Source organism: Chryseobacterium cheonjiense (assembly GCF_012927265.1).
GTDB lineage: Bacteria > Bacteroidota > Bacteroidia > Flavobacteriales > Weeksellaceae > Chryseobacterium > Chryseobacterium cheonjiense.
Map to the genome: position 1 here is coordinate 107,912 of NZ_JABBGF010000003.1, position 23,084 is coordinate 130,995.

Below are 23,084 nucleotides of genomic sequence, written 5' to 3' on the forward strand. Positions count from 1 at the left end.
ATTAGAAATGGCAGAAGTACAAGTACAGGAAAAAGGCGCCAAAGGCGGCAAGGTACGTTCCAAGAAACAGAGTACCAGAGTCGATATGACTCCGATGGTGGACTTGGGTTTTCTATTGATTACCTTCTTTATGTTCACAACCACATTCTCTAAACCGAATGTAATGGATTTGGGTCTTCCGGCAAAACCGAAAGATGAAACAAAAAAACCACCTCCAACAGAAATTAAACTTTCTAATTCCATCTCCTTATTATTAGGTAAAGACAATAAGATTTTCTGGCACCAACAGGATAATACATCCTTAACAGACCAAAATCTTAATGAAACTACTTTTGACAGAGAAGGAATCAGAAAAGTAATTGAGCAGGCAAAAGCAAATGCAGCTGATAAATCCAAATTTACCGTGATTATCAAGCCTACTGACGATGCTGTATATAAAAACTTTGTAGATATTCTTGACGAAATGGCGATTACCAAAAGCGAACAGTATGGGGTTACCGATCTTAAGCCTTGGGAAAAAGCTATTTACGACAGAAAGGTTGGGAATTCAGGAGCTGCTGCAGCACCGGCTACTAAGTAATTTAAACCATAAAAATTGTAAATCTATGGCAAATGAAAATGTATACGATCCGAATCTTACTTTAGATGAGATTGTATTTGAAAATAGAAACAAGGAATATGGTGCATACGATTTAAGACATCAGTACCCAAAACTTCTGACAAAATCTTTCATCGTTGGAACAGCAATATTCTTAGTTCTGGCATTGTCTCCTTTTATTTATCTTACTATTAAAAGATTAACTGAACCGCCTAAACAAGAAGTTAAGGCAGATTTGATTAATATTCTTGAGGATGATCCAATCATTGAGCAGCCGAAAGAAGAAGAACCACCGCCTCCTCCACCACCAAAAGAAGAGGAGAAGATTGAAATTATTCAGAACGTGGTTCCGGAGCCTGTAAAAGCTCCGAAAATTGAAACGCCACCACCGCCGATTTCTAAGCAGTTAGAAACTACGACTGGTCTGGTAAATCAGGAAGGGGTTAAAGCTCCGGCTTATACGCCACCGCCACCGCCACCATCAACAGGTACAAAAGCTTCAACAGCTGAAGTTAAGCCTCAGGTAAGTGATACCCAGGTTTATACTGAGGTAGAGCAGACTGCTGAATTCCCTGGAGGTATTAATGCTTTCAGAAATAAAGTGGCAAGTAATTTCGATGGTTCTGCAATGAACGGAGATGAAGGTACGGTAAAAGCTGAAGTTACTTTCGTTGTAGAAAGAGACGGTAGTATTACAGACGTTAAAGCAAGTGGAGGAAATTCAGATTTCAATGCTGAAGCGATCAGAACTATTAAGTCTATTAAAAATAAATGGACTCCTGCCAAAATCAACGGACAATCTGTACGTTATAGATTCAGATTACCTCTGACTATGAATTTTGAAGGATAATTTATCTTTAAATAATAATTAAAAAAGAGAAGCATATGCTTCTCTTTTTATTTTTTTTGGTATTTTTGTTATATGATGTTCAACTGGTTATCCCTTGTAACGGGATTATTTTATATCGTTTTGGGAATTGTTGTCATTCTCTACAAATTCTTTTTTACTGTTCTGGATCCCGGCGTTGCGTATGCATTAGGAGGATTGCTAATTCTCTACGGTATTTTCAGAATCTACAGGGCCATCTCAAAAATTAAAAATACGGATCATGAGAAATAGTATTAAAATCATAATGCTGTTCTTTTTCAGTATAATAGCTGTTGGCTGTAAAAAAGAAGAAAAATCTCCATCTTATCACAAAGGAGAAATGACCATCTTTACCGATGAATCATTTAAAAGTGTTACGGAAGCACTAGCAGAAGGCTATATGATCAATTATCCTGAAACCAAAATAAAAGTGGTTACCAAAAAGGAGGATCTCGGTTTTATTGATCTACTGAATGACAAAGCTAGAATTGTAGTGATGTCCAGAGATTTAACCCCAGAAGAGATAAAAACGTACGAAGAAAGAGTAGATCTTAAATTTTTACCTGCAAAATTTGCTGCAGATGCAGTTGTTTTTGTTGTTCCTAAAGATTCGCCTAAAGAAAGTATCTCTATGGAAGAAATTGAACAGGGAATGCAATCTGATGATAAAAAATTTATTTTTGACGGTACCAATTCAAGCAACCTTAATTTTGTTGCCCAGAAACTAAAAAAACAGGCAAAAGATTTGAAGTTTTCAATTATTCCGGGAAATAAAAATATTATTGAAGAGCTTACTAAATATCCTGATAAAATTGGCGTTATAGGTCTTAATACTTTCAGCCGTCCCTATGACAAAGAATCTGAAGCACTGAGGAATATGGTGAAGATACTTCCTGTAGAATATAAAGGAAAGCAGTACAACACCGATTATGAAAATCTTCGCAAAATGAACTATCCTTTTACCAGAGTTTTATATTTTTTAACAAATGAAGGTAACTTCAATATTGCAAACGGCTTCATAAGATATTCCTGTACGCAACTCGGTCAGATGATTGTTCAGAAGGAAGGTTTACAGCCTTACAACATCTACAGAAGAGAAGTACAGATGCGTTAAAATATATTAAATAAGCATGTTACCCCAAAATAAATCCCTATTTTGGTCTGAAAATTGTGTACAATATAAATTGAAATTCGATTTGAAAATATAAAATGAGAGATATAATGAATATGAATGTAAAGAAGATTGCTTTTGGAGCAGCAGTGGTATTTTTTACCAATTTTGCCTTTGCGCAAACTGTACAGGATGGAATTAACAGTATGGACAGCGACAAGTTTGCTCAAGCAAAAACTAACTTCACCAATATGATTGCATCGGCACCTACTGCCGAAAACTATTTCTATCTTGGAAATACATATTTAAAACAGGGAGAACCTGATTTTGCAGCGGCGACAGATAATTTTAACAAAGGTCTTGCAGCAGATAAAAAAAGCTATTTAAACAGACTAGGTCTGGCAACCGTAAAACTCGGAAAAGGAGATAAAAATGCTGTTTCGGAAATTCAGAATATTGTTTCGGATTCAAGAGAAAAAGATGCCGAAGTATTATTCAGAGCTGCAGAAGCTTTAACTTTATTTGAAAAAAATAATTCCCCGGATTTAGCTATTCAATTCCTTAATAAGGCTATTGAAAGAGCATCGAGAAAAGATGTTCCGGCGCACTATTACTATACCTTAGGTGATGCGTACAGATTAAAGAGAATGCCTGGAGATGCCATGTCAGCTTATGATAAAGCACTTCCATTAGCCAAAAATAAAGCTTCCGTTTATACAAGAATAGGAACATTATGGATGGCAGCACAGCAATGGCAGCAGGCTAAAACAAGTATCGATAAAGCTATTGCTACAGATCCAACGTATGCACCGGCTTACAAAGCATTGGCTGCATACGATATCCGATATCAGCAAAATGCAAAAGCAACACAGGATCTTATCAACTATACTAAATATGCTGATGAAGATCCGTATACACAATTAGAAATTTCCAAGCTTTACTTCACCAATGAAGATTATGCAAACTCGAAGCAGGTTTTAGATAAGATTTTTGATAAAATCAATGACCCAATTAAATTTAAACTGAGAGCTTATCAATTGTATGCAGACGGTAAATATGCAGAAGCAAAACAAAATATAGATAATTTCGTTTCTCAGGCAGACAAATCAAGAGTACAGCCTGCAGACCAGGGATTGATGGGATTAATCGCTGCTGGCTTAGCTAAAACGGAAACGGATGCCGCTAAAAAAACAGCTTTGACAACTGAAGCCCAACAGAAAATTGCTATTGCAAAAGCAGCTAAAGATGAGACCATGAAATGGGATATGGAGCTAGCAAAAATTTCCGGAGGAGGGGCATCTCAAGCGGATGTTGACGCAGGACCTACAAATCCTGTAATTGAAGGGTTGAAACAAAAAGTTGCAGCTAATGCTCAGGATTCAGATTCTTTATTTAAGTTAGCAACTGCATATCAGGATGCGAAAAACTGGAACGGGGCAATCCAGACATGGCAGAAGATGAATGCTCTTCTTCCTGATTGGGCACCTGGTTATTACAGCTTAGGATATTCTTATCAGCAGGCAGGTAATAATGATGCTGCAAAAATTGCCTATGAGAAATTCATCAGCACAGTAAAACCGGCAGATCAGGAAGCCAACAAGCAAACTCTTGCCTACGCTTATTTCGCTGTAGCATATATGAGCAAAGATTCTGATATTGCTAAAGCTAAGGACTATGTTGCAAAATCGGTTCAGTTGGATCCTAGTTATCAGGATGCTGTTAAGCTGAATGCTGAAATCAATAAATAATTTAAATTTAATAATACAAAGCTTCCCAATCGTTATGTTTGGGAAGTTTTTATTTAAGTCATATCTTTGAATATATGAAAACAGATGTATTAGCTTTTGGTGCACATCCTGACGATGTAGAATTAGGTTGCGGCGGGACAATCGTTAAAATGGTTTCTGAAGGAAAGATCTGCGCTATTGTTGATCTTACCAAAGGGGAACTGGGAACTAGAGGAACTGAAGAAACCAGAAAAGCAGAAGCCATGGATTCGGCAAAGATTTTAGGTGTTGCGGCTAGGGAAAATCTTGGAATGAAAGACGGGTTTCTGGAAAACTCTGAAGAATACCAGATGAGAATTGTAAAAATGATCCGCAAATACAGGCCGGAAATCGTTTTAGCAAATGCAATCGATGATAGACATCCCGATCATGCAAAAGGCGCGAAATTAGTGTCTGATGCGTGCTTTCTGGCGGGGTTAAGAAAGATTGAAACAGTTCTGGAAGGAGAAAATCAGGAAATATGGAGACCTAAGCATATTTTCCACTATATACAATGGAAAAATATTGAGCCGGAATTTGTAATTGATATTTCTGAGCATCTTGATAAAAAAATTGAGGCCTGTATGGCATTTAAAACACAGTTTTACGATCCTGAATCTAAAGAACCGGAAACGCCAATTACTTCTAAAGATTTCTATGAGAGCTTAACATATAGGGCTCAAGATTTAGGAAGATTATCGGGAGTGACTTATGCTGAGGGATTTACGTCTGAGAAGCTGATTGCGATGAAAAATTTTGACGGAATTGTTTGGTAATTAAAAAATCTTTCCTATATTTGCACTCACAAAACGGTGATTGTAGCTCAGTTGGTTAGAGCGTCGGATTGTGGTTCCGAAGGTCGTGGGTTCGAGACCCATCATTCACCCAAAATAGCACCCTGCTTACTAATAAGCAGGGTGCTTCTTTTTATATTATTAAGAAAATACAAGAATTACTATTTTCTTAATTGGTGCAGTTAAATAATTGGCTTACAAATTTAATCACAAAAAAAGCATCTTTTTCCAGATGCTTGTGTTTTTTGATGTTGTTGGTATTTTAAACTTCGTCGTCAGAATCAATAGTGTAGGTTCTGCTTTTGAAGTCTTTGTCATGCTTTTCTGATATTACATCCTCACCCTTCTCGTTAATGATGAAATCTGTGGACTCATTAAACATCTCCTGAAAACTTTTAAAATCCTCTTTATAAAGATAAATTTTGTGTTTCTCGAATGTAGCTTCTCCATTCTCTCCGAAGTTCTTTTTACTTTCGGTAATCGTAAGATAATAATCTCCTGCTTTCGTCTCGCGCACATCAAAGAAATAAGTTCTTCTTCCTGCTTTTAACACCTTCGTGAAAATTTCATTTTCATGGCGTTCCTTGTATTCACTCATTGTTAGATATTTTTTAATCTTGTTAAGAACAAATATAAAAGTTTTCTTTTAATCACAAAATTATTTTTATGATTTATTTAACATTTGTGAAAGAATGGGCTATGCAGTTACGGAATTGCTAATTTCTGTCAGGTTCAGGATTTTATCTGCCCGTTGGGCGCTAGACTCTCTATGCGTGATGATTATAGAGGTTGCATTATGGATTTTTCTCTCGATATTTTCAAGGATATTCTGCTCGGTTTCAGTATCCAATGCAGACAGCGAATCATCAAAGATAATGATGCCTGGATCTTTAATTAATGCTCTTGCAATACAGATTCTTTGCTTCTGGCCTCCCGAAAGCATGACACCACGTTCACCTACCATGGTTCTGTACTGATCTTTAAACTCAACAATATTTTTATCAACATCAGCAATTTTAGCATATTCAACCACTTTTTCATGGGTCGGATGATCAATGGCAAAGCCGATATTATTTTCAATAGAATCAGAAAACAGGTAACTTTCCTGAGGAATATATCCTATGAATTTTCTGTAATTGTTCAGATTGTGTTCTTTTAAATTTTTTCCGTCAATTAAAATTTCTCCTTCTGTAGGATCAATAAGTCTGCAAAGTAATAGTGCGATGGTAGACTTTCCGCTACCTGTTTTACCCATAATGGCAATAGACTCCCCGGCTTTTACTTTGAAACTGAGATTTTCAAGAGCTTTAATTCCGGTGTTCGGATAAACGTAAGATACATTTCTGAATTCAATATCTCCTTTAATAGGTTCACTTTCAAAGTTTCTATTAACGATTTCGGATTTCTTATCCATAAATTCATTGATTCTCTGCATAGATGCTTCAGCCCTCTGGTTAACCGAAGTTACCCAGCCTACCATAGAGAATGGAAATATCAGGGTATTGATGTACATAAAGAAATCTGCAATTTTACCGATGCTCAGTTCCCCTGCAATATATTTCTGACCGCCGATCCATATGATCGCCACATTCAAGAGTCCGATCACAAAAAGGATAATAGTGAAAAAATAAGCCTCTGTTTTTGCAAGATCAAGAGCTTTGTTCTGATAATCGGTAACTTTTACTCCATAATTCTTTTCAATATATTTTTCGCGGGCAAAAAATTTTACCACCCGGATCCCCGAAAAGCTATCCTGCACAAATGTTGAAATGGCAGACTGGCTTTTCTGCATAATCTTTGATTTCCTGTTGATTATTGAACTTACCTTATATATAGCGTAAGATAAGAGCGGTAACGGAAGTAAGGTCCATAACGTCATGGAAACGTCTGTCTTAATCATATAAATTGCCGTAATCACTACCAGCACTACAAGGTTGGCAACATACATTACACCAGGTCCCAGATACATTCTTACTGCAACGACATCTTCACTTAGCCTGTTCATGAGATCTCCTATGGTAGTCTGCTTATAATCCGTTAAAGATAAATCCTGGTAATGTCTGTAGATTTTATTTTTAAGCTCGTATTCAATCCTTCTTGAAGCAACAATAATGGTCTGTCGCATCATAAATGTGAAAAATCCGGTAAGCAGTGAACAGCCTACGATAATCGCTACATAAATCAATACCTGTCTGTTAAACCCAAGATTTCCGTTTCTAGTAAGCTCATCTACCGATTTCCCGACGTACTGAACTTTATAAATATTAAAGAAATTACTGGTAATGATAAATAATACCCCCCAAAATAATAATATTTTGTGTTTCCAGAAGTAGGGGTTCAGGGTTTTTAAAGCTTTCATAAACTTTTACAAATTTACGAAAATGTCATCACACTACGAATTTCATAAATTTTAAATTTCGTATCTTTGCACCCATAAAAAGCTCTTTGAATGTTAGGAAGACGACAAATCCGTGAAAAGATAGTACAGACTGTGTATTCGTATTACCAGAATCCAGTAAAATTTGATGTTTTAGAGAAAAACATGTTTACCGGAATAGAGAAAATCTATCATCTCTATATTTATGAACTGAATTTTCTGGTGGCCCTGAAAGAACTGGCGGAAAACCAGATTGAAATCGGTAAAAACAAATTCATTAAAACTGATGCAGATATTAATCCTAACCAAAAATTCATCAACAATAAGGTTTTGATTAAGCTGGAAGAAAATCCGGAAAGATTATTCTTCACCGGTCAGCATAAGCAGCTTAAATGGGATCTGCATGACGACCTTCTGGTAAAAACTTTCCAGAGAATTACAGCTGGAAAAAGATATCAGGATTTCATGAAAGAAGATGGCTATTCTTTTGAAGAAGATCAAAAATTTATCGGTAAATTATTTTTGAGATATATTGCTGAAAACGATGATTTTCATGATTATCTTGGGGATAAGGAACTTTCCTGGTATGATGATATTCACATTGCCAATTCTATGGTACAGAAAACAATCGGTTTCCTGAAAGAGGATGAAGAAAGCAGAACCTTAATCAAAATGATTAAAGATGATGAAGATAAAACTTTTGCCATCAAACTTCTAAGAAATACACTGGACAGCTGGGAAAATAATGAAAAGAAATTAGAAGAAAGATTAGAGAACTGGGATCTGGAAAGAGTCTCGCTGATGGATAAAGTAATTTTGTTAGCCGCTCTTACGGAACTCGATAATTTTCCTTTTACGCCTTCAAGAGTTATCATTAATGAATATATTGAGATTGCGAAAGTATTCGCTACCGACCGCTCCAATATTTTTATTAACGGAATTTTAGATAAATACTGCAAAGATTTAAACAGAATATAAATATTTCAATATGAAAAAGACGCTATCAATTATCGCTTTATCAGTAATAGGCTTTGGATTTGTTTCATGTAAGAAAGAAAATAAAGAAATTACGGGAACAGAAATTGCTGCAATAGATTCTACTGCTGCAATGCCGGCAACTTCCGGAGATTCTGCTGCTGTAGCTTCGGTTGCAGGTGAAACAGCTGCTGCTCCTGCATCCAATCAGCCATTAACAACCATTGCTCTTTCTGAAAGCAACTTCGATTTCGGAAAAGTTAAAAAAGGAGATAAAGTGCAGCACGTATATGAAATTACAAATACAGGAAGCAATCCTTTGGTGATTTCAGAAGTAAAACCGGGATGTGGATGTACTGTTCCTGACTTTACTAAAGAACCGATTATGCCGGGTAAAAAAGGAAAAATTACTTTGCATTTCGATTCTGCCAATTTTGACGGAAACGTAAACAAATACGCAGATGTTTTTGCCAATGTGGAAAAAGCACCTATCAAATTAACTTTCACTGCGAATATTCAACCATAATACCATGAATTTATTATCAATTTTTTTACAGGCACCTGCTCCGGGAGGTAACTCTTCCATGATGCTGATCATGATGGGGGTAATGTTTGTAGGGTTTTATTTCTTAATGATAAGACCGCAAATGAGAAAGCAGAAACAGGAGAAAAACTTTCAGGAAACGCTTAAAGTAGGAACAAGAGTAGTCCTTACGTCAGGTCTTCACGGAAGAATTGCTCAGGTTCAGGATGATGGTTTTGTAATCGAAACATTATCGGGAAAGCTAAAATTTGAAAAAGCGGCTGTTTCGAGAGAATTTACGGAAGCACGTTTTGGAGATAAGGCTAAAGCTGCTGAAAAAGCAGGAGACAAAAAAGAAATAGAAACTGAAAAGAAATAATGCTTTTCGTTTTACGATACTCGTTTCGGCGGGGTGAGCAAAGCTCACCCCGCCGAAACTTTTTATAAATTGTACATAATGCTGTCATTCTGAACATAGACTGAAAGTCTACGAGCATAGTTCAAAAGCGGAGTGAAGAATCTATCTTAAATCATCTTAATTACTTAATAAACTTAATGGTTAAAAAAAGAAATAGATTTCTCCTTTTCCGAAATGACAAAAGTAACAGTAAACCTTTGTGCCATTAGTGAAAATATTTGTGTTATTTGTGGTTTAAGTTATCTTTGCCCAATGGATCAAAACACAAACAAAACCGTTCTCATTTTAGGCGCCAGTTCCGATGTTGCGAAACAAGCCATTAAGCAATATATTCAAAAAGGTTTTTTCATTATTGCTGCTTCCCGAGATATAGAATCTTTGGAAGAATTTGTTCAGAAAAGTAGTCTTCATTCAAAGGTTTCGGTTTTATCTTTTGATGCTGTTGGTTTTGATTCTCATCAGAAATTTTATAATGAACTTCCCATAAAACCTCACATTGTAGTTTATGCGGCAGGTTTTTTAGTGGATAATGAAACCGCTTTAAAAGACTTTAAAGGAACCCAACAAATGATGTTGGTGAATTACATGGGAGCCGTTTCCATCTTGAATATCATTGCGATGGATAAAAGCAACAAGAATTTAGAAAGAATCATCGGCTTATCCTCTCTTTCAGGAGTTCGCGGCAGGAAAAGTAATTTCGTGTACGGAAGTACAAAAGCAGCCTTTACAACGTATTTAGCCGGATTAAGACAGGAATTAAAACATAGAAATATTACAGTGAATGCTTTGGTAATTGGATATATTAATACAAAAATTAATCAGGGTTTAGCATTAAATAAAAACCTGGTCATGGAGCCTGATTACGTTGCAAAATTCATCGTCAATGCAGGAAATACTTTTACCATTGTCCCGAATTTTAAATGGAAAATCATTTACCTGATTTTAAAACTGTTGCCGGAAAGTCTGGTGGCGAAGCTGCCATAATTTCTTTTAAATATCAGATTACAATTTTTACATTGCCTTTGTCATGCTGAAAGCATCTAAGCTTAATTAAACCTGTTGACGCTTACGGCAATACATCTATTATGTGCTAATAGATATTTGTACTATCGGATTACTCAATCTCCTGCAACAGCTCAAGCGCCTTAATCATATCAATTCCTTTACCTAAAACAGGCTTAAACAAATCTCCTTTTTCTTTCATTCTTTCTAATGCATTGTGAATATTGAAGTCGGTTGGTTTCATGCCTTTTTTTACCTCATTCCATTCCAGCGGCATGGAAACAGATGCTCCTTCTTTAGGTCTGATACTGTAAGCACTGGCTAAAGTCTGGCCTGTTCTGTTTTGCAGATAATCAAGGTAAATTTTACTGTTATCTCTTTTCTGAAGGCTCCTTTCCAATGTAGTGATTTCCGGAAGCTTTTCATGAACCTGTTTCATCAGGATATGAGCAAAATCCTTAACCTGGTCAAAATCGTACTTTCCGCCCATTGGAATATAGACGTGGATTCCTGTGCTTCCTGAAGTTTTGCAGTACCCATTGACTTTAACGGCATTTAAAACCTCGTTTACCTGCAAAGCTGTTTCGATAACATCGTCAAATGTATTCTTTTTGGAAGGATCCAGATCTAAAACAAGAAAGTCCGGATGATCGAGATCAGGTAGGGAGGAGTTCCAGGGGTTCATATCAATACATCCTAAATTATTCAGGTAAGCAAGGGTTGCTTTGTCATTACAGTAGATATAATCAATATATTTATCGTTAGACTCTGAATATACCTGCGTGGTTTTGATCCAGTCCGGAATATTGTCGCTGGCGTCTTTCTGATAAAAATTCTGCTCTTCGATACCGTTCGGAAAACGGTTCAGGGAAAGCGGCCGGTTTTTTAAATGCGGCAGAATATAATCTGCAACAGACTGATAATAATCAATAACATCGCCTTTGGTCACATTGTCTTTTGGAAAATAAATTTTATCCTGATTGGTAAGTTTTACCTTATGTTTATTCAGTGTTATTTCTTTTTCCTTTTCGGATGGACGCATTTTTTTATGGGGTGTGGTTTTCATAACTTTTGTATTTTGATTTACTTCATCTTCTTCACCGGCGGTATTTTTAACTTCTTCAGGTTCTTTATCTTCACGCAGTGCAACGAACACTGGGTGCCTGAAAATACCGTCTTCTGTAATTTCAGAATATTTGATTTCACATACCAGTTCTGGCTCAGTCCAGGTTACAGGCATATTGGTTTTAGGTCTGGTTTCAAACGGCGAGGTTTTTACCACCATTTTCTTTAGCCTTTCGTGAAGTTCAAGGATAGATTCGCGGTTGAAACCGGTTCCCGTATGTCCGGAGTAAACCAGTTTTCCGTCTATATATTTTCCCAGAATCAGCGCTCCGAAACCTTCCCTTGATCCGCGCGGTTCAGTAAAGCCACAGATAATAGCTTCCTCCGTATTGGTAAATTTTATTTTGAGCCAGTCGGAAGTTCTGTGGTTCTCCGTGTATTCGCTGTCTGCTTTTTTCGCAATCATTCCTTCCAGCTTCATTTTTTTCATCTGGTTGAAAAAAGAAATGCCTTTTTCCTGAATATGATCGCAATACTTGATAACATCGGTCTCGACTAATGCCTCTTTCAGGAGCTCTTTTCGCTGAATTAACGGGAGTTCTTCCGTGGAATGCCCGTTCAGCCAGAGAATATCAAAAACCTGATAGACCAGAGCCATATCCGGATTATCACCGATTTGCTGAAGCAGCTGGAAGTTCGGTCTGCCGTTTTCGTCATATGCAACAATTTCACCATCCAGGATCATTTTATGTTTCTGAAGACTGAAATCTTTGGTAACCTTTTTAAACTTCGATAAAAAGGAAATTCCGTTTCGTGAATAGAATAGATGTTCTTCTTCGCTAAGATCGGCAATAGCACGATAGCCATCCCATTTTATTTCAAAAATCCAGTCTTCGTCATCAAATGCGTCGGGATGCGGTTTGGCAAGCATTGGCTTAATAAAGCTTTCAAGCTTTTTTTCATCAACTAAAGAATTGAATCTTTGAAACCGCGGTTTTGTTTCAGTCTCTACCGCTTTTTTTTGCCGGCGTCCGGGCTTTTTTTTTCCTCTAAAAATTTCGTAACCAGTGAATTTTTCGCGGTATTTTCTTCCGCATCGTAATCACTTTCTGCAAAATTATCTTTATGTTTGATCAGCAGCCATGAATTCTCTTCGGTATTTTTCATTTTTACCAGGGCAAATTCACCTTTCAGTTTTCTTCCGTGGAGGATAAATTTTAATGAACCTGCATGCAATTCTTTCAGCAATTCTTTTTCATCAGAAAGCTTTGAGTTATTATCCAAAGGCTCATACGTTCCGCTGTCCCAAACTTCAACCTGCCCGGCACCATAATTTCCTTCAGGAATATTTCCTTCAAAATCTTTGTAATCGTAAGGGTGGTCCTCAACCATCATTGCCAGGCGTTTGTCTTTAGGGTCTAGTGACGGGCCTTTTGGAACTGCCCAACTCTTCAAAACACCATCCATCTCAAGCCTGAAGTCATAATGAAGGCGTGAAGCTGCATGGCGCTGAATCACAAAAATCAGCTTGTCTTTGCTTTTCTTTGTTTTTCCTTCAGGCTCAGTGGTTTCATCAAACTTTCTTTTTTCGTTGTAATCTTTTAAAGCCATTATGATGCGTTTTTAGATTTGGGACTTTGTAGACTTGCTTTCAGCTGGGCCATCAGGTCAATTACTTTTCCTTCTTTGGCAGGTTCAGCTTTTTTCGCTTTTATGTTTTTACCTTTGGCTTTCTGCTTAATAATTTTCATTAACGATTCAGAATAGGTGTCTTTATACATTTCCGGATCAAATTCCTGTGAAAGCTGTTCTATGAGGCTGATGGCCATCTTTAGCTCTGCCGGCTTGGGTGGTTTTTTGGCAGGTATCTTTAGATCGCTGTAATCTCTGATTTCCTGTGCAAACCTTAAGCGGTTAAGTACCAGGACATCATCTTTATAGGGACGGATCATTCCGATGGCTTCACTTTCACGAAGAACAAAAGTTCCTACTCCTACCATCTCTGTTTTGGCGAGTGCCTTTAAGAGCAGCCTATAGGCATTTTCACCGTTTTTCTGTGGTTCCAGATAATAAGGATTTTCGAAATAAACAGAATCTACTTCAGATTCTTTTACGAACTGATCAATCGATAATATTTTTGATTTTTCGGGGCTGGCCGCCTCGTAATCTTCTTCATCGAGAATAATGTATTTATCGTCCATGAGATAACCTTTTACAATGTTTTCCCATTTTACTTCTTTTCCTGTACTTTCATTCACCCTTTTAAAGCGGATATTTGAAAAATCGGATTTATCAAGCATATCCAGATCCAGTTTGGTGGTTTCTGTTGCTGAATAAATTTTTACAGGGATATTTACTAAGCCAAAGCCAATGGCGCCGTTCCAGATTGCTTTCATTGTAATCTAATTTTAAATATAGCGTACAATGATTGTGCCGTCTAAACAACACTTTACAAATGTGGTACTTAATTAAATGGTTTATTTTGATGTAATTACATCCGGAATTTTATTATCAAAAAGCTGAGGAATTATTAATTTCTGCATTTTAATTTATTCTCTGAAAAAATTATACTTATTGCATTGAAATAAAGATCAATATGAAAATATTTTCTATATATTTGTTTTAATAAAAACAAAACACAAATGAATGCAGAAAAAAACAACTGCCTTTCCGTCGTGAAAGGCAATCCACCAGGCTCCCGAAACAATTTTAGTAATTTCTGTGCTAAAATTGATGATACACAAGCTTACCTGGATTCTTTCTATGCAAAACTGCTGAATATTCACCATGTAAAATCAAACAGCAATGATTACGAGAATAGAGGAGGTAAGTGATCTTCAGGATCTTGGCATTGATCTTATCCGTTTTTATGTTTTTCTGCAGGGTACAGACGGCAGTGAAGTGACTATGCCTTTAATTATCTACATGTGGGATCTCAAAAAATATATGAGCACTCATGAGCCTCAGGCTTTTGCTTATTTGGTTAAAGTAAGCGAAAGCATACGATACTACGGCGCCAAAGACGGAAAAGTTCTTAAAGTGCTTCATGAAGACGGTTTTCCCGTTCATTCTTTTGTAGAGAAATACGTAAGGAATATGCCTGCCGATAAAATACTGAATCATATCAAATGGTCGCAAAGTATCGATGAACCGCACACCGGGGATGTGCAAGAGAAATCTGACATTTTGCCACATCCTGAGCTTGCATCCAATAATTTCAGGAGAACCATCTTTGCGGAGACGATAGATGAAGCCGTTCAAAAAGAAGTAAGAAAGCTTTACCCTGATTTTTTTAACAATGCAGATGCTCATGCTATTTCGAAATATGATAATATTTTGATAAATGCGGTAAATAAGTTAATTATGCAGATGGATGATTTTTTTTTCAGGGAATCTGAAGCTAAGAAATAGAAAAGCGGAGAATGTCTCCGCTTTCTTTATGTTTTAGGCGAATCAATCAAAAATTCTAGATCCAGATAATAATTGGTAGGAATATATTTATCGAAATAGACTTTTGCAGATGTATGGATGCGCGTCAATATTGGTAAACGCTGTAAGCAGAGGTAGGGATTTATTATAATATTCTATTGTAACCTTGGTTTTTACAAATTCTATATCATTTTTGTTATAAAAAATATTAGCATATTCGTTCTGATCTTTACCAATACCAAAGACATAATCTTCTATTGTGGCCTTGGTTAAATTAATGTCTTCAAAGAGTTTATAACCTTTTATCTCTTTAATAACAACTTCTTTGTGAAAGTTTTCTATAGGAAAACTTTTTTCCTTTTCGATAATGGAGCGAATGAAGATATAAATTGGAGCCATAATCAGAATTCCAATTACAAAATATCCCCCTTTAAAATCAAAAGCATTTTTCTCTTGTGAATATCCGATTCCATAATAGAAAATAAACAATCCGATATACCAAAGAATAACAACAGGAATTTCCCAAGACTTTCTTTTATTTTTTTTCATTAATTTAAATCAAATTTGTGTTGAAACAAAAAAGCGAAGAAATTATCTCCGCTTGTAGTTTATGATTTTAAATTCAATTTCAGTTCCAGTTCATCAAGCTGCTCATCAGCAATAGAAGCCGGTGCGTCAATCATTACATCTCGTCCTGAATTGTTTTTAGGAAATGCAATATAATCTCTGATCACTTCATTTCCGTCAAGAATTGCCACCAGACGGTCAAACCCGAAAGCCAATCCACCGTGAGGCGGAGCGCCATATTTGAAGGCATTCATCAGGAATCCGAACTGAGCCTCAGCTTCTTCTCGGGTAAAGCCCAATAGATCAAACATTTTTGACTGTAAATCTTTATCAAATATTCTGATCGAACCTCCGCCAATTTCGTTTCCGTTCAACACCATGTCGTAAGCATTGGCTCTTGCTTTCCCCGGATCGCTTTCCAGCAAATGAATATCTTCCGGCTTCGGAGAGGTGAAAGGGTGGTGCATGGCATGGTAACGGCCGCTTTCTTCATCAAATTCCAATAATGGGAAATCTACAACCCAAAGTGGAGCGAATTCATTCCCTTTTCTCAATCCTAAACGGTTACCCAGCTCCATTCTCAAGGCAGAAAGCTGCGTTCTTACTTTATTTTCGTTGCCGGAAAGGATTAACATTAAATCACCTTCTTTTGCTCCGAACTTTTCTATGATTTTGGCTAAATCTTCCTCGCTGTAGAATTTGTTTACCGAAGAGGTTTTCACACCGTCATTCTGGAATTTTACCCAAACCATTCCTGAAGCTCCGATCTGAGGTCTTTTTACCCAATCCACCAGCTCGTCAATCTGTTTTCTTGTATAATCTGCACACCCCTCAACGTTAATTCCTACTACCAGTTCTGCTTCATCAAATATTTTGAAATCTTTTCCTTTTACCAAATCATTCAGTTCTACGAACTCCATTCCGAAACGGATATCCGGTTTGTCGTTTCCATATTTTTTCATGGCATCAGCAAACGTCATTCTTGGAAAGTCTCCAAACTCCTGGCCGGTGATGTCTTTAAGTAAAGTTTTGGTCATTCCTTCAAAAACATTCATCACATCTTCCTGCTCTACAAAAGCCATTTCACAATCGATTTGTGTAAATTCCGGCTGTCGGTCGGCTCTTAAGTCCTCATCACGGAAACACTTTACGATCTGGAAATATTTGTCCATTCCACCAACCATCAACAATTGTTTGAAAGTTTGTGGAGATTGCGGTAAAGCGTAAAACTGTCCCGGATTCATTCTGCTCGGCACTACGAAATCTCTAGCTCCTTCCGGAGTAGACTTAATTAAAACAGGTGTTTCAACCTCTATAAATCCGTTGTCTGAAAGATAATTTCTTACTTTCTGTGCCATTTTGTGACGGAATATCAGTTTGTCTTTTACCGGATTTCTTCTGATATCCAGGTAACGGTATTTCATTCTTAATTCTTCACCGCCGTCTGTTTCATCTTCAATGGTGAATGGCGGAAGCTGAGATTCATTAAGGACCGTTAGTTTTTCTACAAGGATTTCAATTTCTCCTGTCGGAATATTTGGGTTTTTGCTTACTCTTTCGATCACTTTTCCTGTAACCTGAATCACAAATTCACGTCCCAGTTTTTTTGCGTTTTCCATCAGTTCCGCTGTAGAACGTTCCTGATCGAAGACCAATTGGGTAATTCCGTAACGATCCCGAAGGTCTATCCAAATCATAAATCCTTTGTCCCGAATGGTCTGTACCCATCCTGAAAGTGTAACTTCTTCATTTAGATTTTTGAGAGATAATTCTCCGTTGGTGTGCGATCGAAACATAAATTATTTGTTTAAAGTTCAAGGTTTAAAGTTCAGATTCGAACTTTAAATTTTCCGTTGGCAAAGATAAGATTTTTAGAGGTTTTTAAAAGAAAAAAACTCCCTTTCGGAAGTTTTTGATCTGAGTTTTGATGGTTATGTGTTGTTTTTAGGGAAAATTTTAAAATTTCAATTCATTATGGAAATGATAAAATGCCTGCATCTTAGTTTTTAATCCATTCTACAGCTTTGTCCAGAACCTCATCTTTGTTATTTTTAATGCCTTCCACGGTGGGTTTTATTTCTATATCAGGGATGATGCCTATTCTCTGGGTTTCAGATCCTTCCGGGGTATAAACACCGATGCCTGTTATTTGTGTTGAAATTTTTCCTGGAAGCATGAAGTAAGAAACATTACCGTCGGCACCCGCAGTTTGTGATCCGAAAACTTTTGCTTTGGGAGCTTTTCTGAAAGCCATGGTGTGGTATTCTGCACTGCTTTGAGTTGTTTCATTAACGAGTATGGCGATTTTACCGGGGTAAAAATCTTTGTTATTATTACCGACGGTAATTCCTTCTTTCATCGAGAATACTCCCGGCGAAATTATTGACGGTATCGTAAATTTTGCAAATTTTTCAGGGTGTGGCATCAGGTATTTCCCAAATTTGTATACGTTGAACTCGGCCGGATATGCTCTGATATCGATGATCAAACCTTTTGTATCCTTTATCTTTTCAAAAATTTCTTTAAAATTGTCTGATCTTATAGTTCCTAAATTAATATACGCTGTTTGCTCATCAATCATTTTAAAAGCTGCCGCAGGTTTTTGGGTATAATTTATTTTATCAGGAATATAGGTTTGAAGAGTTGCTGTTTTCTCTGTTCCGTCGGTAACATATCTGATATCAGTAGTGAGATCATTAGAGCTTAGAAGTTCAAAAGATAATTTTCTTAATTGGGTGGGATAATTAGAAGCCGGAAGGTATACAGAGTATTCTTCGATGACCTTTTCAACGGGTTTGTTGTTGATTGCCAGAATAATATCTCCTATTTTTAGTCCTGTTTCTTTTCCGCGTTGTTCGTCATAATAATTTTTTACCACTGCTTTATTTTCTACAAAAACTATTTCTAAGGGAAGAACTCTTTCTCCAAAAAAATGACGTGTTACGGCATTATATATTCCTGCATGAGAATCGTTGGTACGCGTAGTAAGTTCGAGGCAGGTGAGATTATAGGCTGTTGCATCTTCGTCGGAAAGAAATTTCGGTATGAATTCTTCTAAAACTTCTTTCCAGTCCCTGCCGATTGCGTATCGGTAAGGAAAATAATACTGAATGATATTCCAATATCGGTAAAGGCTCAGAAGTCTGTATCCCTCATCCGGATACATCATTGCAGAATAAGGGTTTTCATTTTTAAAATCGGGATTGCCGTCGGGAAGAAGTGCTACGTAATAATTTTTATTTTTTCTTTCAGCATTTTTCACCTTTAACAGGATGTCCGTAAGCTCCTTTGAGAAACCTGAAGATGTAATCCACTCAAGATCGGCTTTCATTTTAATATTTTCCGATACAGGATAATTCTGAGTTGTAAATACTCCAAAACTCTTGATCCAGTCTGTTAATATTTTGTTACTTTGTTCAGCAGGTGCATTAGACAATTGAGTGATAATTTTAAAAAGCTCTTTATCCCAGTTATATTTTCCAGACGAAATAGCAGGGTGGTAGTATTTCAGGAATCCCCATATTATTCCCAGTTGCTGTAATTTTTTATTGCCGATTTTGTTCAGTGATTCTAATGAAACTTTTGAACTTTGGTCAAATTCTGTTGTTGGATTTTTAGAATTCTCAGTTTTAATGACTGTTTGGGCAAAAGATAGTGGTGTCCAAAATGTCAAAAATAAGATGATGTATTTCTTCATGATTACTGGTTTAGTTTTTTACATATTCAAGGATGTCTCCGGGCTGACAATCCAGTGCTTTGCAAATCGCTTCCAGTGTTGAAAGCTTTACCGCTTTGGCTTTCCCTGTTTTAAGAATAGAAAGATTAGCTTGTGTAATGCCAATTTTCTCGGCAAGTTCCTGAGACTGCATTTTCCTTTTCGCCAACATGACGTCTACGTTGATGATTATGGGCATAACTTAAATTGTTAAATCATTTTCAGCTTTAAGATCGACAGCTTGTTTGTAAACCTGGGAAACAATATATATAATTGCAGATACCAAAAATAGCTGAAAATTTTGATTATCAATGCTCAAATTAAAAGTAACTTTATCTAGTAATGCTTCTATAATTGTATCACTTATAACAGAAAAGCATCCTAAAGCTAAAGTGTAAATAGCAATTTTTGAAATAATCTTGTAGATTTCTAATGAAAACGGACTCTTGATCTGGATTTTATTTGCCAGATTTAAAACATTTGAAAAAAGTCTAGTTTGTAATATTACTATTATGATTGTCATAAAAATGATCACTATTGAAACTTCTTTTTTTAATGACTGAATATCCTCTACGTGTAATCTTTTACTGTCTATTTTTATTTTGCTTAAAACACCAACATCAATTCCAACTATTTTTGTAATCAATAAAATAGCAAGAATAAATATGGTTATATATGAAATGATTAAATAAAGCCATAAAAAAGTAGTGAGAATGCTCAGAATCGTGGAAGAATAATTTTTCATAGTCTTTTTTATTGCAAATGTATAATTAATTATCGTTTAACGATAATTGTTTTATTGATTTTTTTATTTTAAAGCTCGAAAAAAGAATACTTCCGTCAACATGTTCAGATATTTTTACAAAACTTTCCCTATGCCAAGAAGTAATCACTTTTGAATCTCTATTTTTGCGGGATACAAAACCGAACCAATGTCAAAATATTTCAATTTTCTGAAGAAAGCTTTAAGCGGAGAAGACGTCGACTATACAAAGGCAACCATAAGAAGCGCTGTTCTTCTTCTCGCTATTCCCATGATGCTGGAAATGGCGATGGAATCTGTATTTGCATTGGTAGATCTGTATTTTGTAGGACATCTGAAAGAGAGCGGCTTTGCAATACAGACAGTCGGTCTCACAGAATCAGTACTCTCTGTGATGTATTCTATCGCAATCGGGATGAGTATGGCTGCAACAGCGATGGTTGCAAGAAGAATTGGCGAAAAAAATCCTGAATATGCTTCCAGAAGTGCAGCACAGGTTTTATTGGTTTCTTTTGCCGTGACTTTTATTTTAAGTGTATTCGGAGTGATTTATGCCGAAGAAATTTTAATTCTGATGGGTTCAAAGCCTGAGGCAGCAGCTTATGGCAAAGAATTTACAAGAATTATGATGGGAAGCAGCGTGATCATTATGCTTTTATTTTTGATCAACGGAATTTTCCGGGGAGCAGGAAACGCTGCGGTCGCCATGAAATCTCTCTGGATTGCCAATATTGCGAATATTATTTTGTGCCCGGTTTTGATCAGAGGCTTTGGGCCAATTCCGGCAATGGGATTGACAGGAGCGGCTCTGGCTACGACCATCGGGAGAAGTATTGGAGTAATTTACCAATTGTATCACCTCTTAATTGCAGATACACAGATCAGAATCCACTCAAAATATTTTAAACCCGATTTTGAAATCATAAAATCTGTTATAAAAATTGCAACACCCGGAATTTTCCAGTTTGTAATTGCTTCCTGCAGCTGGATATTTCTTGCTCAGCTCGTGGCAACCACAGGCGGCGAAAATGCTTCCGCAGGTTATCAGACCGCTTTACGGTTAATGATGTTCTTTATGCTTCCGGCATGGGGACTCAGCAATGCAGCATCTACGCTTGTCGGACAAAATATGGGAGCCAACGAAATGCTGAGAGCAGAACAGTCTGTCATGAAAACCGTGAAATATAATGTGATTTTTATGGTGACCGTAAGTGTTGTTTTCTTTTTTCTGGGTGATTTTTTAGTTGGATTTTTTACCAATGAAGCCGAAATCAGAAATATAGCAACCAACGCATTGCATATTATGGCTGTAGGATTTATCTTTTATGGAATCGGGATGGTGATGATTAATGCTTTTAACGGAGCCGGAGATACATGGACGCCAACCTGGGTGAATCTTTGCGGTTTCTGGCTGTTTCAGATTCCACTGGCCTATCTTCTTGCAAAATATTTTGAATGGGGACCGAAAGGAGTATTTATATCAATTCCCGTCGCTGAAGCTTTAATAACAATCGTCGCTTTTATATTGTTTAAAAGAGGAAAATGGAAAACGGTGAAAGTATAAGGAGAAAGAAGGTAAAGTTTAATACTGAATTTAAATTTCTTAGGCTAAAGATTTACCTCCATAATCTATACCTCCAGCCAATATTTATAAAAATTTTAACAGCTGAACTTTTGATTTTAAAATGGTATTCTCTAATTTCGTAAGAACAACTAAATTATATTTACTATGGGAAAAGGAGACAAAAAATCAAAGAGAGGCAAGATTAACAACGGAAGCTACGGAAAAAGAAGACCGAGAAAATCTTCAAAAACTGTTGCGGCTTCTGAAGATAAATCTAAAAGCTAAAAAGACCGGAAAATATTTCCGGTCTTTTTTATAGTATTAATCAAAATTTATTTTCCGCCAAAAATATTTCCCAAAATACTTCCGAGTCCGCCGCCATCTTTTTTCTGATCGTTATTGTTTCCTAAAACACTTCCCAGAATATCATTCAAAGGGTTTGACTCTGTATTTTGCGCCTGGCTGGAAGCGGTGCCAAGAATACTTTCAAGGAGGCCTCCCAAACCTCCGGCTCCTACATTGTTCTGCTGTTTTTCTTTCCCGATGTATCCCATAATGATTGGTGCCAACATCGACAATACAGGCCCGATTTTATCAATGGAAATTCCTGTTTTCTGAGACAGCTGATTTTCTACGTCCTGTTTTTCGCCACCGAAAATATGGTTGAGAATAGAATTTCCTTCAGATTGTCTTGCTTCGGCCTGGCTTACATCATTAAGGATACTTCCGTCATGGTCTTTATCCAATGCTGTATTTAAAGATTCAGCTTCACCGGAAGACTGAGATTTTTTACTGAGATAAGAAATGATCAAGGGTGCAGCTACTGCAAGTAATGCAAGCACCTGGTTTTTATTGATTCCGAATTTGCTTTCAGCCCGCTCTGCTACCTGATTGCCGGTATTTCCTGTAAGTAAATCAATTAAACTCATAGTTTATGTTTTTATTATTACACTAAACTCAAGTTATCAAAAAATATTCCTAACGCTTTTGTGCGAATGGCTGAAACAGGCTGAATCGTTTACAATAATCAGTTTTTCAAGATGGGTACGTTTGAGCAGGCTTCGCCGAACATTAAGGATTTTACAATGGGTTTTAGCTGCTCAACAAGTTCAATATAGGCGTTTTCAGGAATTTCTTTATCCGAACAGCCTTTTACCAGAACTCTTTTACCACGCATTTCCCCGAAATCATGATTTTTAATGGCATTGTGCATCAGAATCACTTCCAGATCTTCGCGGTTTCCGAAAACAATTTTTTTCGTAACATCGGTTAATCTGGCTGTAATTAAGAAATATGCCCACAGCGGAACAATAGCATCTGCAGAGTTGTAAATATATACATAAGCATCACGGTATTCTTCCAGGTCGATTGCTGCGACTTTTTCCCGGAAATCTTTCTCCTTCAAAATCATCTCCATGAAAAGAAAATCTTTAAGATCAATGCCCTTTCTTACCCCCTTCGGGACAAGATCGGTGAGATCAAAATTGATGAGGCCACTCTCTGCAACTTTATTTCGGATTTCAAATTCTTCTGACATTTTTATCATTAT

At 36.7% G+C, this 23,084-nt stretch carries 26 protein-coding genes and 1 tRNA gene; 15 read left to right on the top strand and 12 right to left on the bottom strand.

Translation table 11 applies throughout. From position 1 onward, the window contains the following. Nucleotides 1–7: 7 nt before the first annotated feature. The 7 genes from HHL20_RS15350 to HHL20_RS15380 all read left to right on the top strand — a co-directional run bounded on the left by HHL20_RS15350 (nucleotide 8) and on the right by HHL20_RS15380 (nucleotide 5,230). A complete protein-coding gene (locus tag HHL20_RS15350) occupies nucleotides 8–580 on the top strand; it encodes an ExbD/TolR family protein (RefSeq protein WP_169232078.1) in 573 nt (190 codons plus the stop codon). Nucleotides 581–605: 25 nt separating this feature from the next. After that, entirely contained in the window at nucleotides 606–1,448 is an 843-nt protein-coding gene (locus tag HHL20_RS15355) for an energy transducer TonB (RefSeq protein WP_169232079.1), read from the top strand. 72 nt (nucleotides 1,449–1,520) lie between these two features. Next, nucleotides 1,521–1,718, top strand: coding sequence for a C4-dicarboxylate ABC transporter (locus HHL20_RS15360; RefSeq protein ID WP_394352921.1), 198 nt, complete (start codon nucleotides 1,521–1,523; stop codon nucleotides 1,716–1,718). After that, nucleotides 1,708–2,580, top strand: a complete 873-nt coding sequence (locus tag HHL20_RS15365; protein WP_169232080.1) for a PstS family phosphate ABC transporter substrate-binding protein — start codon at nucleotides 1,708–1,710, stop codon at nucleotides 2,578–2,580. The genes HHL20_RS15360 and HHL20_RS15365 overlap by 11 nt, the downstream gene beginning before the upstream one ends. A gap of 95 nt (nucleotides 2,581–2,675) precedes the next feature. Beyond that, on the top strand, nucleotides 2,676–4,325 hold the full coding sequence (locus HHL20_RS15370) for a tetratricopeptide repeat protein (RefSeq protein ID WP_169232081.1): 1,650 nt from the start codon (nucleotides 2,676–2,678) through the stop codon (nucleotides 4,323–4,325). Between the two features lie 74 nt (nucleotides 4,326–4,399). Continuing rightward, nucleotides 4,400–5,119, top strand: a complete 720-nt coding sequence (gene bshB1 / locus HHL20_RS15375) for a bacillithiol biosynthesis deacetylase BshB1 (protein ID WP_169232082.1) — start codon at nucleotides 4,400–4,402, stop codon at nucleotides 5,117–5,119. A 35-nt stretch (nucleotides 5,120–5,154) separates the two neighbouring features. Next, nucleotides 5,155–5,230, top strand: a tRNA-His gene (locus tag HHL20_RS15380). 169 nt (nucleotides 5,231–5,399) lie between these two features. Here HHL20_RS15380 and HHL20_RS15385 read toward each other — a convergent pair. Together HHL20_RS15385 and HHL20_RS15390 are read right to left on the bottom strand one after the other, a co-directional pair. Next, entirely contained in the window at nucleotides 5,400–5,735 is a 336-nt protein-coding gene (locus HHL20_RS15385; RefSeq protein ID WP_029295477.1) for a DUF3276 family protein, read from the bottom strand. A gap of 99 nt (nucleotides 5,736–5,834) precedes the next feature. Then, nucleotides 5,835–7,496: an ABC transporter ATP-binding protein gene (locus tag HHL20_RS15390; protein WP_169232083.1), complete on the bottom strand. Its 1,662-nt coding sequence runs from the start codon at nucleotides 7,494–7,496 to the stop codon at nucleotides 5,835–5,837. 90 nt (nucleotides 7,497–7,586) lie between these two features. Here HHL20_RS15390 and HHL20_RS15395 point away from each other — a divergent pair, with 90 nt between their 5' ends. The 4 genes from HHL20_RS15395 (at nucleotide 7,587) to HHL20_RS15410 (ending at nucleotide 10,414) form a co-directional block, all read left to right on the top strand. After that, on the top strand, nucleotides 7,587–8,492 hold the full coding sequence (locus tag HHL20_RS15395; protein ID WP_169232084.1) for a transcription antitermination protein NusB: 906 nt from the start codon (nucleotides 7,587–7,589) through the stop codon (nucleotides 8,490–8,492). 10 nt (nucleotides 8,493–8,502) lie between these two features. Next, entirely contained in the window at nucleotides 8,503–9,015 is a 513-nt protein-coding gene (locus tag HHL20_RS15400) for a DUF1573 domain-containing protein (RefSeq protein WP_185194828.1), read from the top strand. A gap of 4 nt (nucleotides 9,016–9,019) precedes the next feature. Continuing rightward, nucleotides 9,020–9,391: a preprotein translocase subunit YajC gene (gene yajC, locus HHL20_RS15405; protein ID WP_169232085.1), complete on the top strand. Its 372-nt coding sequence runs from the start codon at nucleotides 9,020–9,022 to the stop codon at nucleotides 9,389–9,391. A 291-nt stretch (nucleotides 9,392–9,682) separates the two neighbouring features. Next, nucleotides 9,683–10,414: an SDR family NAD(P)-dependent oxidoreductase gene (locus HHL20_RS15410; RefSeq protein ID WP_169232086.1), complete on the top strand. Its 732-nt coding sequence runs from the start codon at nucleotides 9,683–9,685 to the stop codon at nucleotides 10,412–10,414. Between the two features lie 130 nt (nucleotides 10,415–10,544). On the opposite strand, the gene ligD is transcribed toward HHL20_RS15410, so the two are convergent. The 3 genes from ligD to ku form a co-directional block, all read right to left on the bottom strand. Next, nucleotides 10,545–12,428: a DNA ligase D gene (ligD, locus tag HHL20_RS15415; RefSeq protein WP_169232087.1), complete on the bottom strand. Its 1,884-nt coding sequence runs from the start codon at nucleotides 12,426–12,428 to the stop codon at nucleotides 10,545–10,547. A 77-nt stretch (nucleotides 12,429–12,505) separates the two neighbouring features. Then, nucleotides 12,506–13,108, bottom strand: coding sequence for a DNA polymerase ligase N-terminal domain-containing protein (locus HHL20_RS15420; protein WP_169232088.1), 603 nt, complete (start codon nucleotides 13,106–13,108; stop codon nucleotides 12,506–12,508). After that, nucleotides 13,108–13,893: a non-homologous end joining protein Ku gene (gene ku / locus HHL20_RS15425; protein WP_169232089.1), complete on the bottom strand. Its 786-nt coding sequence runs from the start codon at nucleotides 13,891–13,893 to the stop codon at nucleotides 13,108–13,110. Before ku ends, HHL20_RS15420 begins: the two co-directional genes overlap by 1 nt. A 246-nt stretch (nucleotides 13,894–14,139) precedes the next feature. Between ku and HHL20_RS15430 the strand changes: the two genes are divergently transcribed. Then, entirely contained in the window at nucleotides 14,140–14,331 is a 192-nt protein-coding gene (locus tag HHL20_RS15430; RefSeq protein WP_169232090.1) for a hypothetical protein, read from the top strand. Next, nucleotides 14,303–14,908, top strand: coding sequence for a hypothetical protein (locus HHL20_RS15435; RefSeq protein ID WP_169232091.1), 606 nt, complete (start codon nucleotides 14,303–14,305; stop codon nucleotides 14,906–14,908). Before HHL20_RS15430 ends, HHL20_RS15435 begins: the two co-directional genes overlap by 29 nt. Before the next feature lie 87 nt (nucleotides 14,909–14,995). Here the strand turns inward: HHL20_RS15435 and HHL20_RS15440 are convergent, their stop codons facing one another. From HHL20_RS15440 to HHL20_RS15460, 5 genes are all read right to left on the bottom strand, one after another. Next, entirely contained in the window at nucleotides 14,996–15,475 is a 480-nt protein-coding gene (locus HHL20_RS15440) for a hypothetical protein (RefSeq protein ID WP_169232092.1), read from the bottom strand. Between the two features lie 59 nt (nucleotides 15,476–15,534). Further along, the gene (gene aspS, locus HHL20_RS15445) at nucleotides 15,535–17,289 is read right to left on the bottom strand and encodes an aspartate--tRNA ligase (protein WP_169232093.1); all 1,755 of its coding nucleotides are present in this window, start codon (nucleotides 17,287–17,289) and stop codon (nucleotides 15,535–15,537) included. Between the two features lie 203 nt (nucleotides 17,290–17,492). Beyond that, a complete protein-coding gene (locus tag HHL20_RS15450) occupies nucleotides 17,493–19,190 on the bottom strand; it encodes a S41 family peptidase (protein ID WP_169232094.1) in 1,698 nt (565 codons plus the stop codon). A gap of 10 nt (nucleotides 19,191–19,200) precedes the next feature. After that, nucleotides 19,201–19,407: a helix-turn-helix domain-containing protein gene (locus HHL20_RS15455; RefSeq protein ID WP_029295495.1), complete on the bottom strand. Its 207-nt coding sequence runs from the start codon at nucleotides 19,405–19,407 to the stop codon at nucleotides 19,201–19,203. Nucleotides 19,408–19,410: 3 nt separating this feature from the next. Beyond that, complete coding sequence (locus tag HHL20_RS15460) at nucleotides 19,411–19,953, bottom strand: hypothetical protein (protein ID WP_169232095.1); 543 nt, start codon at nucleotides 19,951–19,953, stop codon at nucleotides 19,411–19,413. A gap of 187 nt (nucleotides 19,954–20,140) precedes the next feature. Between HHL20_RS15460 and HHL20_RS15465 the strand changes: the two genes are divergently transcribed. Together HHL20_RS15465 and HHL20_RS15470 are read left to right on the top strand one after the other, a co-directional pair. Beyond that, nucleotides 20,141–21,535, top strand: coding sequence for an MATE family efflux transporter (locus HHL20_RS15465; protein ID WP_169232096.1), 1,395 nt, complete (start codon nucleotides 20,141–20,143; stop codon nucleotides 21,533–21,535). A gap of 165 nt (nucleotides 21,536–21,700) precedes the next feature. Further along, nucleotides 21,701–21,820 carry a 30S ribosomal protein THX gene (locus tag HHL20_RS15470; RefSeq protein ID WP_169232097.1) on the top strand — a complete coding sequence of 40 codons (120 nt, stop codon included), beginning with the start codon at nucleotides 21,701–21,703 and terminating at the stop codon, nucleotides 21,818–21,820. Nucleotides 21,821–21,867: 47 nt separating this feature from the next. On the opposite strand, the gene HHL20_RS15475 is transcribed toward HHL20_RS15470, so the two are convergent. Together HHL20_RS15475 and HHL20_RS15480 are read right to left on the bottom strand one after the other, a co-directional pair. Continuing rightward, on the bottom strand, nucleotides 21,868–22,464 hold the full coding sequence (locus HHL20_RS15475; protein WP_169232098.1) for a DUF937 domain-containing protein: 597 nt from the start codon (nucleotides 22,462–22,464) through the stop codon (nucleotides 21,868–21,870). A 98-nt stretch (nucleotides 22,465–22,562) separates the two neighbouring features. Further along, a complete protein-coding gene (locus HHL20_RS15480) occupies nucleotides 22,563–23,072 on the bottom strand; it encodes a DUF2480 family protein (RefSeq protein ID WP_169232099.1) in 510 nt (169 codons plus the stop codon). Nucleotides 23,073–23,084 lie beyond the last annotated feature (12 nt).